This is a genomic window from Lysinibacillus sp. NPDC097214 (assembly GCF_050277945.1).
Lineage (GTDB): Bacteria > Bacillota > Bacilli > Bacillales_A > Planococcaceae > Lysinibacillus > Lysinibacillus xylanilyticus_B.
Window position 1 is genome coordinate 72,390 of record NZ_JBNNSS010000007.1, and the last position, 17,652, is coordinate 90,041.

A 17,652-nucleotide genomic window follows, 5' to 3' on the forward strand; every position below is an offset into this window, starting at 1 on the left:
CGTCAAATAATAAAAAAGGTTATCCTTGTAATTTCTTTTACAAAGATAACCTTTTCGCTATTTAAATCGTCTATATTTTAGTACGGCTTTTTAAATACGACCGAAGCCTACTAAATATTGATTCCACCAATCAAGTGATTCAATGACAACACCTTTATTTTGAGCATCAATCATCGTGTTGTTTCCTAAGTAAATACCTACATGCGCTATACCCGAACCATAGCTGAAGAATACTAGGTCACCTACACGTGCTTCACTTGCTGAAATACGTTGTGTTGCTAAATATTGTTGTGATGCTGTACGTGGTAAAGATACGCCTGCTTGTTGGTAAGACCATTGTATAAGACCTGAACAGTCAAATCCTGTCGATGGGTTACTACCACCCCAAACATAGCTACGACCTAGGAATTGTTTCGCAGTTGAAATAGCATCACCTGAAGATGCAGTTCCTGACCCTGAACCAACAACGACTTTTTGTACTGATTTTTCATTGTTAGCTTTGCTGCTCTTGCTAGCATCGCTATTATCATTATCGTTACTGTTATTATTGTTGTTTGTTGCTTGTACAACTGGAGTAGCTGCTTGAAGTGCACGTAAACGAGCTGCCTCTTCCTCTGCTGCTTTACGTTCTGCTTCTAAACGCTCTTCTTCTTGTTTCGTTGCAATTTGTGCCTTTAATGCAAGAGATTTTGCTTCATTTTCAGCTTTTTTCACTTCCATTTCGCTTTCCTTTTCTTGAAGCTCTTGGAATTGCTTTTGAAGCTCTTTTTGTTTTTCATCTAATGTTGTTTTTTGTTTCTCTAAGTTAGCCTTATCTGCTTCTTGTTGATCTACTAATTCTTGGTCAGCATCCATTAATGTTTTTACCGCTACGACACGGTCCATTAAATCTGCAAAGCTTTTTGATTCAAGAACAGCATTTAAATAAATACCTACAGTATTATCTTGAGCTTGGTATGCAGCCATACGGTCACTTAAAATCGCTGAACGTTGCTCAATACGTTTTTTAGTATCTACAATATTTGCATCAACTTCTTTAATGTCTGCTTGTACTTTGTTAAATACTTTTACTTTTTCATCAATCTCTTGTTGTAGGTTTTTTAGCTCTTCTTGTAGCTTTTTAACCTCTGTATCTATTTTAGCTTTCTTATCAATCATTTGTTGAGATGTTTCTTCTGCGTGCACTTCAGTTGGTTGAACTGTATTAAATAATAAGCCGCCCGCTAGTGCTAATGCTAGCACCATCGACTTACGCCATTTATTGCGCTTACCCACGTTATTCTTTCCCTTCACTAGTCAATTTCGTTCGTAGAATTTTACTGTATCATTGGAACGATTTCTTATATGTAATCTTATATTTTATTAGCCTTTTAAAGTTTAGCACTATTAGCATAACTTTTATACTATTTCGCGCCTTTTTAATGGTTTAGTAAAACTCGAAACATTCTTGTAATATTCATGTAAATTCTAATAAATTCTACAAAATCTTGTTTTATTCTACATAGCAACGTTTTTAGCTACTTTACCATTAGACACACTCTCTATCTTGTAATGTTTTTGTAATATTTCTAATGATCTTTTTTACAATAAAAAATAGGTAAGGGACCATTTCCCCTACCTATAAATAATGTGTAACCATAAACAAAGATTGATTTTCACTCCGAGTTGGCATTTCTATTGCTTCATGGAACGTAGTGCTTGGATAGAAAGCCGTACTAAGAGAATGGCACATAAAAATAAGCCTAAGTATGCAGCTGTATTTAAGTAAACCGCATACGTGTCATGAATAAATTGTGAAATCGCTAAAAGTGCTACAGAAATAATACCAAAGGTAATACCAACGAGGAGCAAGACGAAACGGGAAAACAGATTGGTAATAAAACGAGCATTATCCTCATCCGAAAAAACGTCGTGATGTAAAATAATTTTCCCACTCTCTATCCGTTGAATAAGTTGGTCGACTCGTCTTGGCATTTTGCGCAATGTCGGAATAAGCATGGACAATTCTTCTTGTATACGTTCCTTTGCTGCCAACGGTTCTTTAAATGGCTTCAGGAAGGATGCCCGCATATATGCGGATGAAAAATCTTTTGCTTCTGTAAAAATATCAAATCTTGGGTCAATTACCCGTAATGTGCCATCCAATGTTACTAAGGAACGCAGCGCTAAACCTACTGATGGATAGAAAGCAAGACCAAAATCACGAACAACTGTAAATAACGCATGTATCAATTCCTCTGTTGGAATCCGATCCACATAAGAGATTTTCAAGAGAATTTGATCAATAGCTTGCTCCATCTTCGTACGTTCTGCATGATCAGCATTTTCAACCAATAATGTTAAGCCATCAAACAAAGTACTTGAATCATTTAGATGAATCCCCATTAAAATTAGCTTTAAGCCCTCTTGTTGTGTAGCACCCAAACGCCCTACAGCCCCAAAATCAAGCAGTATCGGTGTGCCATCCGTCTCATCAATATGAATATTCCCTGGATGTGGATCTGCATGAAAGATACCAGAAAGAAGCATCTGCTCAAAGAAAGAATATAAAACAGTCCGGGCAAACTGCCTACGATCACTTTCTAAACGACTAAATTCAGCCGCAGCATTAGCAACACTTTTCCCACGTATATATTCCATGACAATAATATTTTCATAACAATATTCTGTATAGATTTTGGGAATTCGCACCTTATATTCGCTTTTGGCAAGAGCTTTCGTCACCTGCAATGTATTACGAGCCTCAATATCTAAATGAATTTCCTCGCGTAAACCATCTGCAAATCCTTTAGCAAGCTCACGAAAACCAAGTGACTCAGCCCATGTAGACTTTCGTGAAAGCCAATTGGCAAACTCCTCTAAAATCTCGAGATCATCTCGCATGATCCCCTTCACTTCTGGACGCAGTAGCTTCACCACGACTTCATCAAAATTTTTCAATCGTGCCTTATGGACTTGTCCAATAGATGCTGCCGCAATAGGCTCCATTTGAAAGCTTGCAAATAGTTCATTCATAGGCTTCGGGAGTGACTCTTCTAAAATTTTTGTTACCTGTTCTGAAGGTAAAGGCTTCACACTATGTTGTAGCCTCTCCAATTCGGCAATAAAGATAGGAGAAAATAATTCCTTACGAGTAGAAAGGACCTGGCCGAATTTAATAAATATCCCACCACATTGCTCCAAAGTTACCCTAAAAGCAACGGCAAGCTCCTTTTCATTTTCTCGCTGTCTTGCATATTTAATCGTTTGAACAACGCCATTTGTCACAGCTATTTTAAATACCTGGCGCAAGCGCTTTTGTTGTCGCCAGTAGCTACGAATGCGCAAGAATATATTCTTTTTCCCATTTCGATGATCTCTAGCTGTAATACCACTTGAATCGAAAAGCTCAAAAACAAGATAGAGCAGCATCGAAATGAGTAGCATGCTACCAATCCAAATAAGTGTACTGACCTCTGTCACGGCTTGCATCATCGGTTCATATAAAAAATCTGTATGACGTAAATAGGTATACCAGTAAACAAAGGACGTTAGGGTCACACTAATAACTACAGAAAGAATCCTACGTATAAAATTAATGTTTGATCCAATTAATCGACCACTCACAAAATAAATAAGCCCTGAAACAACTAGTATTTGAATAAAAAATTTCAAAAAAATCAACAGCGTCACCTCCGATGCTACTTCCTAATACTGCTAGTATAACAAATCTAAGGCTTATCATCATAAAGCGGGGTCACTTCCGTCCCGACTGTCATCCCCAACTTTTATTGAAATCAAATCCGGTTACTTAATTTCTTTTACTAAGTTTATCCCCAAAATTTTGTCTATTTGTTTACTTCTTTCGTATTTATCCACTTACAATGATTTTTACTCAGTAATTTTTGTTGATAAAATACCTAATAGGGTATATAATCCACTTAAATCAATACTTATCCACAATTTTATTCATTATCAACACCCGGAAAGTTTTGATTTATCCACAATATACCCATATACGTATATCACAAGAAAAGGATGTGCTTACACATGAGTAAAAAATTTTTAATAGTCGGTGGTGTCGCAGGCGGTGCCTCGACCGCTGCGCGTATTCGTCGCCTCGATGAACATGCTGAGATTATAATGTTCGAAAAAGGACCGAACGTTTCATTTTCAAATTGCTCTTTACCCTTTCATCTAAGTGGAATCGTTGATAACAGCGACAAATTAATCTTAATGACACCACAAGCCTTTCAAACAAAATACAAGATTGAGGCGCGTGTTAATCAAGAAGTTTTACATATTAATCGAAAAGATAAAAACATTACTGTAAAAGATTTAACTACTGACACTGAGTATGAAGAAAGCTACGATACGTTAGTGTTATCTCCTGGTGCGAGCCCAATTGTTCCAAATTTAGATGGCGCTCATTCTTCACACGTTTTTACTGTTCGTAATGTCGTGGATATTGACCGTTTAAATCGCTATATCCAGAGTGATGACATACAGGATATCGCTGTAATCGGTGGCGGATTTATAGGCGTAGAGGTTGCAGAAAATTTACAGCTTGCCGGTTTTAATGTCTCACTCGTTGAATTTAGCCAACAAATCATGATGCCATTTGACTATGATATGGCACAAATATTACACAAAGAAATGATGGATAAAGGAATTAATGTCATCGTCAATGATGGTCTAGCTAAGGTTACAGCAGATTATGTAGAATTGAATTCCGGTAAACAATTGAAAGCACAGGCTGTCGTATTAGCTATCGGCGTTCGTCCCGAAACCTCTTTAGCGAAAGAAGCCGGACTGACAATAGGTGAACTTGGCGGCATTCAAGTGGATGCTAATTACGCAACATCCGATCCTTCTATTTACGCTGTGGGCGATGCTATAGAAGTATTTCACCAGCTAACTCATAAACAAACTCGCTTGGCACTTGCAGGTCCAGCGCAACGACAAGCACGAGCAGCAGCTAATCATATGTACAATATACCTCAACAAAACAAAGGAGTTATCGGCTCTTCAAGCGTACAAATTTTTGATTACACGTGTGCCACAACGGGCTTAAATGAAAAAACAGCACTCGCACATGGCTTTCAAGCAAAAAGCGTGTATTTAATTGCACCAGACAAAGTTGGTTTAATGCCAAATAGTAATCCACTTCATTTTAAGCTTGTTTACGAAGTGCCAACCGGGAAAATTCTTGGAGCGCAGGCGATCGGAAAAGGTAATGCCGACAAACGCATCGACGTTATTGCAACCATGATAACAATGGATGGCACATTAGAAGACTTAAAAGAGTTAGAGCTATCATATTCTCCAATGTTTAGTACCGCACGTGACATAGTTAATTTAGCTGCACTCGTTGCTCAAAACCAGTTATACGGTCATTATAAACAAGTAAAAGTTGACGAGGTTAGAGGTCTCATTGAAAATAACGCCTATTTCTTAGATGTCCGCGAAAGAAATGAATTCGAGGCTGGTCATCTCATTCACGCGCATAATATTCCGTTAAGTGAGCTCCGTGAACGTTTGGATGAGATCCCACAAGATAGAAGAGTTTACGTACATTGCCGATCTGGCCAGCGGAGCTACAATGCTGTAATGACCCTCCAAAATAACGGTTTCTCGAATGTCTTCAATGTTGCCGGATCCTTCCTCGGTATTTGCTTGTATGAATATTTCACAGATACAACAACTAACAGAGATAAAATTGTTACGGCCTACAATTTTAAATAGCACGAAAGGGATGCCGCTAGTTTGCAGCATCCCTTTTCATTTTAATTAGTAGAAAGCACTTTCTCCCAATTTATTGTGCCATTTTTAACTTGTTCCCGTTTCTCTTTATTCATAATATCATTTGGACGTCCGCCTTTTGGCCAATCTTTATTATGATTTGCCCATTCAGGTCGATCCTGCGATAAAATAAAGGCTGCTAAATCAGCGGCATCTTGATCTGTCAAAGTACCTGCTGCACCGACTGGCATATTATTTTGGATGTAGCCAGCCATTTTTGACATTCTTGCCATACCCGCTCCATCATTGAATGATTTTTCACCCCATAATGCCGGACCTGTATTAGCACCATTGCCCGAGCCATCAGCTGCGTGACAAGCGATACAAGACTGAGCATATACTTCCTCACCGTTCTTAACATCCGGTATAGGAACGTTCTTCATAGTACTTGCACCTACCCATTCACGTTCTGCCCCGATAGGCACACCTTCTGAAATATAGGCGAAGTACGAGACCATCGCTTCTAACTCTTTGCTATTCATGTCAAATTTCTTACCGTTCATACTGCGAACCATACAACCATTAATACGCTCCTCAATCGTTACAATATCACCTGAGCGAGCGATATATTGGGGATAATCCGCCATAACGCCTACTAATGACGAAACTTGCTCATCGTAACCTGCCCCTGCATGACAGCTTGTGCAAGACAATTGATTCCCAACATATTCTTCTGCAGCAACATGTGTATCATTGACAAGCTCATAACCGTATAATATTGCTTCCTTCATAGGTCCATCTGGTACTTCTTCAATGCTTGGTGGCGCATAGACAACTGACTGAGCAGCTGCTGTTGCTGGTATTTTTGTTTGTTCAGCGGATTCTTTGCTTTCGGCATCACCTAAAATTTTGTCACTAATGGCTGCCCCCACAAAAAGTGTACCCGCTAACAGCACTGTCCCCGCTACTCCCGCTACTATAGGTTTCATCTATAATACCCCCCTTTGTATACTCACCTATATTTTAGCAAAACAGCATGTTTTCCGATGTGACTTTTCTCACACCTTACGCAAATAGAATCATTTAGAGGATAAAATTACGAAATTCATTGTTCTATAACACACTAAACGAGACTTAATACCTCTTGCAGTATGTCCTTTTCCCTGTATTTGTAGCTGACGCTTCACTTCCGCACCGATCAACATTTCTGAATAAAAATAAAAATGACGAGCACAGCATTGTACCCGACATTTTAGCGTTCCACTATAATTTACATTCACCATCAGCACAAATAGCTTCACCATTACCTACCATCTTTAATACTGGCTGAATCCCGGCTATCTCTGCCGCTTGATGCAATGTTCGTACGAAAACTTCATTTGGCTCCGCACCTTTAATACCGTAACGATTTTCAAAAACAAAGAACGGAACACTTTGTACACCTAGCTGTTGGGCATCATATCGATCTCTGTCTAAAGCTTCGCTGAAGTCAGTTGATGCCAAAATACCCTTCGCTATTTCAACATCTAAGTCTATATTTTCAATGACTTTTAACAAGAACATATTATCGTTTAAGTCTTTTCCTTTCGTAAAGTAACCACTCATAAGCTCTTCCGTATAGACCGATTCTTTACCAAACTGTCTTGTCCATTTTGCTAATCGATGCGCTTTTTCAGTATGCGCTGTTTTCATATCTTCAAAATTGTAATGCAAACCAACCTCTTCGGCCCGTATTGCTATACCCTTAGTAATTTCCTTTACTTCTTCTATCGTGGAGTCAAATTTTGCAGTCATACCTTCATATAAAGTTGGTGCATCTTTCTTAGGCGTATGCGGTCCAATTTGATATGCTTTGTATTCAATTTCTACCTGCCCTGAATAACCTGCCAAGTCAATGGCGCGTTCCAATTCTCTCTTGCCAATGTAACAGAATGGACATGTAAAATCTGAGAAAATCTCAATTTTCATTTACTACAGCCTCCTACAATATATCGATCCAAATTTTAATGGCAGTTGCTAAAATGAGCACTGCTAAAATAGCTTGCAAAACTTTTGTATTTATTTTTTTCCCTGCTTTTGCACCTAGCGGAGCTGCTATTAAGCTAGCTACAATCATAATGAATGCAGGATAATAATCAACTTGTCCCGTCATCAACTTTCCAATTGTCCCGCCTATTGAGGATATAAAAGTAATAGCAAGGCTTGTAGCGATTGTCATACGTGTCGGTATACCTAATACGACTAGCATTATAGGTACTAACAAGAAGCCACCACCTGCCCCAACAATCCCCGATCCAATACCAACAATAAAAGCTAATACAGTTGCTATCGGTTTATTGAACGTTACCTCATCCAATGGCTTATCGTCAATTTGCTTCTTCGGAATAAACATCATCACTGCAGCAATCAACGCCAATACACCATAAACGATGTTAACCCCCACTTCAGATAAAAATTGGGAGCCGTAACTACCAACGAAACTTCCTGCTAATACAGCACTACCCATATATATAATCAGTGATTTATTTAAATAACCACCTTTTCGATATGCCCACACCCCAGCAAGAGAGGCAAAAAACACTTCTACCGAACTAATACCTGATACCTCATGTGCTGAAAATGCTGCAAAACCAAGTAAAGGTGGGATATATAATAACATTGGATATTTAATAATTGCTCCGCCGATCCCCAACATTCCTGATATAAATGAACCGACAAAGCCAATCAAAAATATTGTAATGATCCATGCTAAATCCATCTTTTTTCCTTCTTTCTGGTCACTTGCGCCTTAACGGCATTGTCATTTCCACCAATATCAAATGAAAGGAGGGTTGTTCTTACCTTCAAATAGAAGAGACAACCCTCACCAGCATTAAGCTTTTTGAATAAAGAATGTAATGACACCAGCGTCTTCAGCTTTGTCTAAAATTGCATGACCGCCAGCTTTTGCCCAAGCAGGGATATCCGCAAGAGCTCCCTTATCCGTTACTTGAACCTCTAAAATTTCACCCGAAGCCAATGTATCTATAGCTTTTTTTGTTTTCACTATAGGCATCGGACAAGATAAACCCTTTGCATCTAGTTGTAAGTTTGATTTCATATTTTTCTCCTTCGGAACAGCAAACGTTGTAAGCGATTTTGCTGGTTCTGTTTGTTTTTTCACGACTTTACGAAGGATGAGCGCCTTCGCTTCGCGGTATTTACATGCTATAACCATGCATGCGTACTCATTACATTTCACTTAACGGACTATCGAACTGCGCAGCGATTCGGACCAATTTCCATCTCTGTCTGCTCATCCTGCGTTGGCGTAACCTTACCCATATTTACTTGACGAATTTCTTGATACGCATTTGGCTGTGGAGGCAAATGCTCTGTTACAACACTTCGGAATTCGGCTTCATCTTTAATGTTTAAGCCGTGATTTTCGGCAAATAATTGTCCAAGATGTTTTGCAACAGTTCCGTCTTCATTTAATTCATCAATCACCATAAAATGAGCCGGTAAAACAATTAGATCATCCGATAATTCTCTGTATCGTTTGTAAAGTGTTTCGCGTAAATCACCAACCCAATCTTCTGCAAGACCCGCTAAATCAGGGCGTCCAATTGAATCAACAAATAAAATATCTCCAGTTAATAAATACTTGTTGTCCACAACAAATGATGTTGAACCAATTGTATGACCAGGCGAATAAATCGCTCCTACGTCAATTTTTGAGGCACCAACTTGTACAGTCGTGCCATCAAGTAACGGTGTATAGTCAAACACAACTTCTTCTGCATCTTTCGGTGGTAAATAATACGTCGCACCTGTAGCAGCTGCTATATGTCGTCCACCAGATATATGATCAGCATGCAAATGTGTATCGAACACATATTTAATGTTCACGTTTTTCTCTTCCGCAAAGCTTGTGAATGCGTCAGTAAAACGCACAGCATCGACAATCGCCGCTTCTCCCTCAGAGATGACCATATAAGAAAGGCAGCCCTTCCCTAAACGTACAAATTGATAAAGCTCACCGCCACCAGTTAAATCTCCAACTTTAATCGGTTCTAAATATTCACTCCACGTTTTCATTCCTCCAGCTAGATAAGCCACCGTACGTCCTGCTTCAGATAACATCTCAGCTACCATTAGTGATGATCCTTCTTTCGCACAAACGACTAATACATCTTTATTAGCTGGAATCACCGGCAAGATATCCTCAACACCATCTAGTAGCTCAAAATATGGAATATTAAGGTATTCAAATTTATGGCCATCAATTTTCCAATCTTCGAATGCATCCGCATTTCGAACATCTAAAATAAATAATTCTTCATTATTAATTACTTTTTTCGCTACTTCTGCTGCACTCCATTTTAAAATTGACACACTGATTACCCCCTAAGGTATTATTTTGTTGATTTTTATAGCGGAAAGGATTGTCCTCTCCGCTTATATATTGAATCATTTATGTTAATTAGAACGTTAATGATGGTGCTGCATCTTTTGCAAACTCTAAGAACGTCACAGCTCCCCCAACCTCGATACCTTCAATAAAATCATCTGTCGTTAAACCCATAACATCCATCGTCATTTGACACGCGATCATTTTCACACCTAATTCCTGTGCCATTTCCACTAATTGCGGAATTGCTGGTACATTAGCTTTAGCAAACCCTTCTGCAAAATGCTCCGCTCCTGCAGGCATAGGTAATGCATGCATCCCTTGTTTATGAATTAAATTTAACCCTTCGAATGTAAAGAAGATTGCTACTTCTTTCTCTGTAGCTGCCGCTGCCGTTGCAATATTGAACACCTTATACGCATCGAAAAGACCACCGTTACTTGCAATAATTGCTACTTTATTTGACATAAAAAATTCCCCCTAAATGTTTTTTGTTAAGTTGCCAGTCCAGGAAGTCATTCCTGGTAGAACGTTAAATACTTTTGTAAAGCCATGTGCCGCAAGCTTTTGGGCGGCTAAATCACTACGCTTGCCAGTACGGCAAACCACATAGATTTCCTGCTCTTTATCAAGCTCAGAAAGGCGTCCATCTAGCTCACCCATCGGAATAGACTTTGCTCCCTCAATGTGGCCAAAAGCAAACTCCGCCTCCTCACGCACATCGAGAATAAGACCTTCTCTTTCCATTGCCTCTTTTAGCTCCATTGTATGTTCAAATGTTTGCTCATCTATCGTGTCGTCTGAGCATTTGCGAATATAATGTTTTAGCACACTTTCGTCTTCGACTGTCCCAATATATTGATGCCCCACAGATTCAGCCCATGCAGCAATATCCGCCTTCGAACCCTTATCTGTTGCTGATACTTCTAAAATTTGACCATCTACTAAATCCGCCATCGCCTTTTTCGTTTTAACAATTGGCATAGGACAAGAAAGCCCCTTGGCATCCAGCTGAAAATCTACCTTAATACTCATAACTTCCTCCCTCATACCTATACAGGTATTATTTCTTCTAAAAAAATATAGCAAGAGTTTCAGGTTACTTTACTTCACCATTCCAAGAAAGCATGCCACCAACCATATTGGATACATCGAAGCCGTGGCTTTCTAAAAACTGAGTAGCACTACCACTACGACCACCTGATCGACAGACCATAACATATGGTTCATTTTTATTTAGCTCATGCATACGGAATTCAAGTAAGCCAAGTGGGATATGAAAAATGCCCGGAATATGTCCTGATTCCACTTCATCTACTTCACGTACGTCGATTAAATTTATTGCCTGACCTTGCTCTAAAGCTTGTTGTACTTCCATTGTTGAAATTTCCTTCATGCTATTCTCCTCCTAATACGCGCTCATGCCACCACGAACATTTGTCACACGCTCAAATCCTTGTTTCTTCAGTTGTTTACATGCCTGACTACTGCGCATGCCGCTTTGGCAAATGACAACGATCTCTTTATCCTTCGGTATCTTGTCAAAGCTAGAACCGAGCGGAATATTTTTGAATTGCGGGATATTCCGTCCCTTATATTCAGCTGGTGTACGCACATCGATAAAAACTTTATCCTTATCATTTAGAATGTTTTTCAATTGTGCCCCTGAAATTGACTGTACTCCTTTCGTTGGCTTCATTCGCCAAACGAAAAATGCTATAACAACAGCAAGTATAATCCATGTTTCCAAGTAACATCCGCCTCCTCACACATACTATTTAGGGTATATAAAAATTATCTACTTTTCACGACTAAATCCATCGCTTCTTGGATGGCCGTATTCACTTTTCCAGCATCCCCTTCAGCAGTCGTTACACATTCCAATAAATTTTCACTAACGATTACTCCGATAGTCCGATCAACCGCAGAACGCACGGCAGATAGCTGTGTAATCACATCTTTACAGTTTTTTTCTTCTTCCATCATGCGTAAAACACCACGCAATTGACCTTCTATTCGCTTCACTCGATTAGCTGTTTTTGTACCGTAAGCCATACTGTCACGCCTCCTTCCAAAACGATTGATTGAACTTGCTTACGAGATTTATAATATACCCCATTAGGTATATTGTCAACATGAAAGTTCTAATTTTTTCTTAACCGTCGTTTTCATGTTATGTCCCTCTTGTATCAACGTTTTATCCCGTTAATTTCAGGTTGTTATCCACATCTCCTTTTATTTCTTAAATAAAAAAAGCGAGAAATCCGACGATTCTATCACCGAATTTCTCGCTTATATGAACTTCATAGTACATTGCCTTATTTCTTTTTAATCGTAATTGTCCAAGCCGCTTCGCCAACTTGTTCATACTCTGTTACCTCGTGCCCTTCTTCAGCTGCCCAACGAGGAATGGATTCTGTACCTTGCGTACAATCAAATTGCACTTCTAATTCATCACCTGAATTTAAGTCTTTGATAGCTTCTTTTGCTTCTACTAAAGGAAATGGACAAACCATCCCCATAACTTCTAATGTTTTTTTCATATGAAAACACTCCTTTTTTTACGCTGGTATTACTCGTGTAGCTTGCTTAGCTTTTTTATTTGGTCGAACGAATACAAAGTAAGACGCAGTCCATGTACCTAAAATCATAAATCCTAAAGAAATCCATCCTGACCAAGTCATCATCGCTGTCATCACCAATCCATTACCAATTGAGCAACCTCCTGCTAAAGCTGCGCCGAATCCCATCATAAGTCCACCACATAAGCTGTTAATCGCAGTTTTTGTATCTGGAATACGAAATCTAAATTCGCCACTCATTTTTGCAGCGAATAATGATCCTAAGAAAATCCCTAGCACTAGGAAAACACCCCAGTTGATGAAGCTAATTTGTCCTGTCACCAAAAATTGCAAAATATTAGCTGAAGGTGTTGTAACGCCTAACCCGCCTATGCGACCAGTAGCAACACTTAACGGCCATGCTAAAGTTGCAATCACACCAATAATTGTTGCAGTTATAAATGGATGCCAACGTTTTTCAAATAAAACATGTGCTAATCCCGTTTTTTTCGGCTTTAACCCCGGGATTTTCAATCGAGGCTTCTTTAGCTCACGGTAAATAACCAGTGCAACAACTACTACAAAAATCGATATTATCAGCCAGTTGTTTACGCCAATTGTCTCGGCAATAGAATTACTTTTAATGTTCGTTTCTTTAATAGCCGTATCCAACGGCAACAATACGCCTGATTTCATCATTGCTGCTACAAGCATATAGCCAGCTAATGCAATCCAACTGCCAATTAAACCTTCGCCTGCCCGATACCAAGTACCTGTTGCACAACCACCAGCGAAAATAATGCCTATTCCAAAAATAAATGAACCAACAATAACAGCCACGATTGGTAAAGAACCAGCACTGAATTCAAATACCTTTAAACTAATCAAGGTATATACACCAACACTTTGGATTGCTATTGCAATAAGTAATGCGTAAAACATACGGTTATCTTTTGTTAAATACATATCGCGGAATCCACCAGTTAAGCAAAAACGACCACGTTGCATAACAAATCCAAGTAAAGCTCCGCAAATAAGTCCCGTAATAACCATTTGACCCATCCATCATTCCCCCTTCAATACCTTAGTATTCTTATAGGGTATATTACCACTTGTTTTACTAAGAATTCAATTACTTTTTTTAACTTTTTCTACGCACACAAAAACCCCCTGCTACAAGTGCAGAAAACTGCTTCTTATAACAAGGGGTCAGATAGTTATTTATTTTGCTAACTGCATTGCTGGACCAAAGAATTCAAAATGAATTTTTTCGTCTTTCACGCCAATCTCATGTAAATTTTCAATGATTGCTTCCATAAAGCCAACAGGTCCACATACGTAAACATCTGCATTATCAGCTACTTTTTCCGCTAATAATTCTTTTGAGATTTTCTTATTTTCATCCGAATATAACGCTGTGTATGTTGCATTTGGTAGCACATTTACTTTCTTTTTGATGTCATCGCTAAATGCTACAACTTTTTCATTGCGAGCACACTGGATAAAGCTCACTTCATTTGTCGCATCATCTGTTAGTGATTGCAGCATACTATTTAATGGCGTTACACCGATACCACCGCTTATAAATGTAATAGGAGTAGAAGTTTCTTCTAAGACAAATAGCCCTGCTGGAACACTTACATCCACTAAATCTCCCACTTCTAATACGTCATGAATAAAGTTAGATACTTTACCATTTGGCGTATGATCACTTTCACGTTTCACTGAAATACGGTAGCCATCTTCTGCACTTGCTTGCGAAAGCGTATACTGACGGTTCATTAAATATTCTTCGCCTGGTACTTTCACGCGGATACTGATATATTGACCTGGTTCATAAGCTGGTAGAGGCGAACCGTCTTCATTTTCAAAGTAGATAGATGTAACAAGATCACTTTCTACTACTTTTTTCGCCACTTTCAGTTGTTTAAATAAGCGCCAACCGCCATTACGCTCAGCTTTTTGATATAGCTCTTCTTCTACTTGAATGAAGATATCTGCAATTACGCCATATGCTTCAGCCCAAGCATTAATAATATCATCCGTTGCTGCATCACCAAGCACTTCTTTAATCGCTTTTAATAAGTATTCTCCAACAATAGGATAATGCTCAGGTAAAATACCTAGACTACGGTGTTTATGAGCAATTAACATCACCGCTGGTAAAATAGCTTCTAAATTTTCTATATGCGCTGCAGCAGCATAAACTGTGTTTGCTAATGCTGTTTGCTGACGACCTTTTTCTTGATTTGTATGGTTAAAAATATTCAATAATTCTGGATGATTTTGGAACAAATTTTTATAAAACGTTTTAGTAATCTCCACTCCATGAACTTCTAATACAGGAACTGTTGCTTTAATAATTTGTACTGTTTCTTGTTTTAACATATGACCTACCATCCTTTCGTGATTACAATATAACGCTTTCGTTTTTTAAAAGCAATATATCAAATACATCTTTAACAAAATGGACATAATTAATGTATATTAAATACATCTTTAAAAAAGTATTGAATTTATTATACTTCAATGTAAAAATGCTATAATTATTTTGAACTATAGAAAGTAGGGTGTTCTTATGCGCTTAACTTTATACACAGATTATTCTCTTCGAACACTCATCTATTTGGGTGCGAAGGAAGAAGGCCAATTATCAACTATCCAAGAAATTTCTGATGCTTATAATATATCGAAGAACCATTTAATGAAGGTGACACACCAGCTTGGATTATTGGGCTATATTGAAACGATTCGAGGGCGTGGTGGAGGAATTCGCCTAGCAATTGATCCGAAAACCATTACAATTGGTGAAATCGTGCGTCATACAGAGGAAGACTTTCATCTTGTCGAGTGCTTTGACAAAGAAAATAATCTATGCAAAATTGCACCAGAATGTCAGCTAAAAGGTGTATTATACGAAGCATTACAAGCTTATTTAACCGTCTTAGATCGCTATACGCTTGATGATTTTTTACATTCGAAAGAAAAGTTGATGGCACTGTTGCTTGGCGAATAAAAATACCCGCACAACTCAAGTTGGACGGGTATTTTTTATGTCTATATATTTTACAATGCCTTTGAAAAGAAAATCATATCTAGTGCGCGAATCCCATTTTCATAGATTGGCTCTGGATAATTACTGAAAAAATCTTTTTCAATTGCTTCCATACGAAAACCTGCTTTTTGATAGAATGCAATATTATCAATACTAGAATTTGCAGTTCCAACTATTACCGTTTGATATCCTTGTGTTTGACAAATTGCTGTTATTTGACGAAGCGCTTCTTTCCCAAACCCTATACCTTGATACTTCGGTACAATCGCAATATTTTTTAGTTCTACTGTCTTATCAGATTGAGCAAGAAGTAAAGCTACACCCGCTAATTGCTCACCACATTTAATCTCGTATAATTCACCGTCATTTAAATATTTTCGGACAGCTTCCTCACTTTCATCTGCCAATAACAAGTGTGGTAAATAGTCTTCCCTAACACCTTCCACTTTCTTTATAGATGTACGATATTGGACAAAATCTTCACGCTCAAAAACATTTAAAACACAAGGCTGCTTTTCTTTGACCTCTAGCCATGAATGCTCCTTCGGAAAATCATTTTCAACTCCGAGTCGAATAAAAGGCAACTTTTCCTGTGCCTTTTGTGAGCGAATATTGACCTTTCTAGCTCCTGCAAAAACACGCTCTAAACCTAACTCAAAGAATGCGATATCTAAAATGGCAATTTTTGATTGAAGATTATAGCCTTTTCCCCAAAATTCATGGCCCAGCCATGAACCTATATGACAGCTCTTTTTATTGTGATCAATAAACATTAACGCAGTCACACCAATAAGTTGTCCTTCCTCATCTAAGACAACACGAGGAACTGTCTTTCCTGCTTCTTCGTCCACACACTCACGTTTAATAAAATTAATCGTATCTTCCACTTTGCCAGCAGGTAACCCTAGTGCATCTCGAACCTGTGGCACGGAAGACAGTGCATGCATCGCTTCAGCATATTTTATAGCGTGTCTCACTAAAGTTACTGCCATATTCTATTCTCCTTTTAACTTGATTGCACCTTATGCATTGGATTTATGTATCATCCTCTACTGACATAAGGGCTTATTCCATCCATCTATTCCTAAATTTAATTATATGTTAGTTGCCAAGATACACCGAAACGATCCTGAATCCAGGCAAATTTCTTAGAAAATCCATAATTATCGAGTGGCATTAACGCCTGTCCACCCTCTAAAATTTGAGCAACCAGACTGTCGATTTCTTCTATAGACTCACATTCCACAAAAATAGAAGTTGACGGTGTAAATGTAAAGTTATGTTGTATCACACTATCGTTCACCATTATTTTCAAACCCTTCAAATGAAGAACAGCCATTGCAACTTGTTGTGAGTCTTCCATATAAGTTAAGCTTTCTACCTGTAACTCTGAAAACCATTGTTGATATTGCTGAATAGCTTCATTGGCTTGTCCTTGAAACATTAGAAACGTAGTTGCACTTTTCATTTATTTAACTCCCCTTCATATTTTGTAATCCATTGTGCTGGTGTCATTTTCGAAACAAGCTCTCCAATTAATTCATACGGAATATTTTTAGTGCTTGTAAAACGAATACAGCTTTTCCCCATATTGAGTTTCGTCGGTACTCGTTTCGCGTATTCCTCCTGGAACCACGAGAGTAACGTTTGATCTGCATAAATGCCCATATGATAAACCGCAATATGACGTTTTTGTGCAGCAAGACTTATAAAGGGTAAAGGAGTATTCGGTGTACAATGGTAGCCCTTCGGATAAGTAGATAACGGGACAACATAGCTTATCATGTCATAATACATACTTTCTTCAAAACCCTCTGGTAAATTGCTTTCTACCACATCTACAAGTTTGGCAAAACCCTCCTGCCATTTTTCATCCACTTGCTCAATATAAGTGTTTTTCATACTCTGTCCCCTTTTCAACA

General features: G+C 38.4%; 20 protein-coding genes. 2 read left to right on the forward strand and 18 right to left on the reverse strand.

What is annotated here, in order from left to right; genetic code table 11:
* Nucleotides 1-90 precede the first annotated feature (90 nt).
* Both ACQKMI_RS16695 and ACQKMI_RS16700 read right to left on the reverse strand, forming a co-directional pair.
* Nucleotides 91-1,293, reverse strand: a complete 1,203-nt coding sequence (locus tag ACQKMI_RS16695; protein ID WP_427490735.1) for an NlpC/P60 family protein — start codon at nt 1,291-1,293, stop codon at nt 91-93.
* A 381-nt stretch (nt 1,294-1,674) separates the two neighbouring features.
* Entirely contained in the window at nt 1,675-3,663 is a 1,989-nt protein-coding gene (locus ACQKMI_RS16700) for an ABC1 kinase family protein (RefSeq protein WP_427490737.1), read from the reverse strand.
* A gap of 366 nt (nt 3,664-4,029) precedes the next feature.
* On the opposite strand from ACQKMI_RS16700, the gene ACQKMI_RS16705 reads away from it, so the two are divergent.
* Nucleotides 4,030-5,724: an FAD-dependent oxidoreductase gene (locus ACQKMI_RS16705; protein WP_427490739.1), complete on the forward strand. Its 1,695-nt coding sequence runs from the start codon at nt 4,030-4,032 to the stop codon at nt 5,722-5,724.
* A gap of 41 nt (nt 5,725-5,765) precedes the next feature.
* Here the strand turns inward: ACQKMI_RS16705 and ACQKMI_RS16710 are convergent, their stop codons facing one another.
* From ACQKMI_RS16710 to hmpA, 13 genes are all read right to left on the reverse strand, one after another.
* On the reverse strand, nt 5,766-6,710 hold the full coding sequence (locus ACQKMI_RS16710) for a c-type cytochrome (protein ID WP_323647773.1): 945 nt from the start codon (nt 6,708-6,710) through the stop codon (nt 5,766-5,768).
* A gap of 274 nt (nt 6,711-6,984) precedes the next feature.
* Nucleotides 6,985-7,689: a DsbA family oxidoreductase gene (locus ACQKMI_RS16715; RefSeq protein WP_427490741.1), complete on the reverse strand. Its 705-nt coding sequence runs from the start codon at nt 7,687-7,689 to the stop codon at nt 6,985-6,987.
* Between the two features lie 13 nt (nt 7,690-7,702).
* On the reverse strand, nt 7,703-8,479 hold the full coding sequence (locus tag ACQKMI_RS16720; RefSeq protein ID WP_427490743.1) for a sulfite exporter TauE/SafE family protein: 777 nt from the start codon (nt 8,477-8,479) through the stop codon (nt 7,703-7,705).
* Between the two features lie 114 nt (nt 8,480-8,593).
* Complete coding sequence (locus tag ACQKMI_RS16725; RefSeq protein WP_323648046.1) at nt 8,594-8,821, reverse strand: sulfurtransferase TusA family protein; 228 nt, start codon at nt 8,819-8,821, stop codon at nt 8,594-8,596.
* 149 nt (nt 8,822-8,970) lie between these two features.
* Nucleotides 8,971-10,098 carry an MBL fold metallo-hydrolase gene (locus ACQKMI_RS16730; protein WP_427490745.1) on the reverse strand — a complete coding sequence of 376 codons (1,128 nt, stop codon included), beginning with the start codon at nt 10,096-10,098 and terminating at the stop codon, nt 8,971-8,973.
* 88 nt (nt 10,099-10,186) lie between these two features.
* Entirely contained in the window at nt 10,187-10,582 is a 396-nt protein-coding gene (locus tag ACQKMI_RS16735) for a DsrE/DsrF/DrsH-like family protein (RefSeq protein WP_323647779.1), read from the reverse strand.
* Between the two features lie 12 nt (nt 10,583-10,594).
* A complete protein-coding gene (locus ACQKMI_RS16740) occupies nt 10,595-11,149 on the reverse strand; it encodes a sulfurtransferase TusA family protein (RefSeq protein ID WP_427490747.1) in 555 nt (184 codons plus the stop codon).
* A gap of 64 nt (nt 11,150-11,213) precedes the next feature.
* Entirely contained in the window at nt 11,214-11,510 is a 297-nt protein-coding gene (locus tag ACQKMI_RS16745; protein ID WP_427490749.1) for a rhodanese-like domain-containing protein, read from the reverse strand.
* Between the two features lie 12 nt (nt 11,511-11,522).
* Complete coding sequence (locus tag ACQKMI_RS16750; RefSeq protein WP_427490751.1) at nt 11,523-11,864, reverse strand: rhodanese-like domain-containing protein; 342 nt, start codon at nt 11,862-11,864, stop codon at nt 11,523-11,525.
* Between the two features lie 44 nt (nt 11,865-11,908).
* Nucleotides 11,909-12,169, reverse strand: coding sequence for a metal-sensitive transcriptional regulator (locus ACQKMI_RS16755; protein WP_132361424.1), 261 nt, complete (start codon nt 12,167-12,169; stop codon nt 11,909-11,911).
* Nucleotides 12,170-12,432: 263 nt separating this feature from the next.
* On the reverse strand, nt 12,433-12,657 hold the full coding sequence (locus tag ACQKMI_RS16760; protein ID WP_249074808.1) for a sulfurtransferase TusA family protein: 225 nt from the start codon (nt 12,655-12,657) through the stop codon (nt 12,433-12,435).
* Nucleotides 12,658-12,675: 18 nt separating this feature from the next.
* A complete protein-coding gene (locus ACQKMI_RS16765; protein WP_427490753.1) occupies nt 12,676-13,737 on the reverse strand; it encodes a YeeE/YedE thiosulfate transporter family protein in 1,062 nt (353 codons plus the stop codon).
* 159 nt (nt 13,738-13,896) lie between these two features.
* Nucleotides 13,897-15,063 (reverse strand): NO-inducible flavohemoprotein, encoded by a 1,167-nt coding sequence (hmpA, locus tag ACQKMI_RS16770; RefSeq protein WP_427490755.1) that lies wholly within the window; start codon nt 15,061-15,063, stop codon nt 13,897-13,899.
* Between the two features lie 190 nt (nt 15,064-15,253).
* Between hmpA and ACQKMI_RS16775 the strand changes: the two genes are divergently transcribed.
* Entirely contained in the window at nt 15,254-15,691 is a 438-nt protein-coding gene (locus ACQKMI_RS16775) for an Rrf2 family transcriptional regulator (RefSeq protein ID WP_427413882.1), read from the forward strand.
* A 50-nt stretch (nt 15,692-15,741) separates the two neighbouring features.
* Here ACQKMI_RS16775 and ACQKMI_RS16780 read toward each other — a convergent pair whose 3' ends face one another.
* The 3 genes from ACQKMI_RS16780 to ACQKMI_RS16790 form a co-directional block, all read right to left on the reverse strand.
* Nucleotides 15,742-16,722 (reverse strand): GNAT family N-acetyltransferase, encoded by a 981-nt coding sequence (locus ACQKMI_RS16780; RefSeq protein ID WP_427490757.1) that lies wholly within the window; start codon nt 16,720-16,722, stop codon nt 15,742-15,744.
* A 98-nt stretch (nt 16,723-16,820) separates the two neighbouring features.
* A complete protein-coding gene (locus ACQKMI_RS16785) occupies nt 16,821-17,198 on the reverse strand; it encodes a VOC family protein (protein ID WP_427490759.1) in 378 nt (125 codons plus the stop codon).
* A complete protein-coding gene (locus tag ACQKMI_RS16790; protein ID WP_427490761.1) occupies nt 17,195-17,632 on the reverse strand; it encodes a DUF1801 domain-containing protein in 438 nt (145 codons plus the stop codon). Before ACQKMI_RS16790 ends, ACQKMI_RS16785 begins: the two co-directional genes overlap by 4 nt.
* Nucleotides 17,633-17,652: the final 20 nt, after the last annotated feature.

Bases quoted from the DNA above. Each gene is read 5' to 3' on its own strand.
- ACQKMI_RS16705 (WP_427490739.1), top strand. From the start codon at position 4,030: ATGAGTAAAAAATTTTTAATAGTCGGTGGTGTCGCAGGCGGTGCCTCG.
- ACQKMI_RS16710 (WP_323647773.1), bottom strand. From the start codon at position 6,710: ATGAAACCTATAGTAGCGGGAGTAGCGGGGACAGTGCTGTTAGCGGGT.
- ACQKMI_RS16715 (WP_427490741.1), bottom strand. From the start codon at position 7,689: ATGAAAATTGAGATTTTCTCAGATTTTACATGTCCATTCTGTTACATT.
- ACQKMI_RS16720 (WP_427490743.1), bottom strand. From the start codon at position 8,479: ATGGATTTAGCATGGATCATTACAATATTTTTGATTGGCTTTGTCGGT.
- ACQKMI_RS16725 (WP_323648046.1), bottom strand. From the start codon at position 8,821: ATGAAATCAAACTTACAACTAGATGCAAAGGGTTTATCTTGTCCGATG.
- ACQKMI_RS16735 (WP_323647779.1), bottom strand. From the start codon at position 10,582: ATGTCAAATAAAGTAGCAATTATTGCAAGTAACGGTGGTCTTTTCGAT.
- ACQKMI_RS16740 (WP_427490747.1), bottom strand. From the start codon at position 11,149: ATGAGTATTAAGGTAGATTTTCAGCTGGATGCCAAGGGGCTTTCTTGT.
- ACQKMI_RS16745 (WP_427490749.1), bottom strand. From the start codon at position 11,510: ATGAAGGAAATTTCAACAATGGAAGTACAACAAGCTTTAGAGCAAGGT.
- ACQKMI_RS16755 (WP_132361424.1), bottom strand. From the start codon at position 12,169: ATGGCTTACGGTACAAAAACAGCTAATCGAGTGAAGCGAATAGAAGGT.
- ACQKMI_RS16760 (WP_249074808.1), bottom strand. From the start codon at position 12,657: ATGAAAAAAACATTAGAAGTTATGGGGATGGTTTGTCCATTTCCTTTA.
- ACQKMI_RS16765 (WP_427490753.1), bottom strand. From the start codon at position 13,737: ATGGGTCAAATGGTTATTACGGGACTTATTTGCGGAGCTTTACTTGGA.
- hmpA (WP_427490755.1), bottom strand. From the start codon at position 15,063: ATGTTAAAACAAGAAACAGTACAAATTATTAAAGCAACAGTTCCTGTA.
- ACQKMI_RS16775 (WP_427413882.1), top strand. From the start codon at position 15,254: ATGCGCTTAACTTTATACACAGATTATTCTCTTCGAACACTCATCTAT.
- ACQKMI_RS16780 (WP_427490757.1), bottom strand. From the start codon at position 16,722: ATGGCAGTAACTTTAGTGAGACACGCTATAAAATATGCTGAAGCGATG.
- ACQKMI_RS16785 (WP_427490759.1), bottom strand. From the start codon at position 17,198: ATGAAAAGTGCAACTACGTTTCTAATGTTTCAAGGACAAGCCAATGAA.
- ACQKMI_RS16790 (WP_427490761.1), bottom strand. From the start codon at position 17,632: ATGAAAAACACTTATATTGAGCAAGTGGATGAAAAATGGCAGGAGGGT.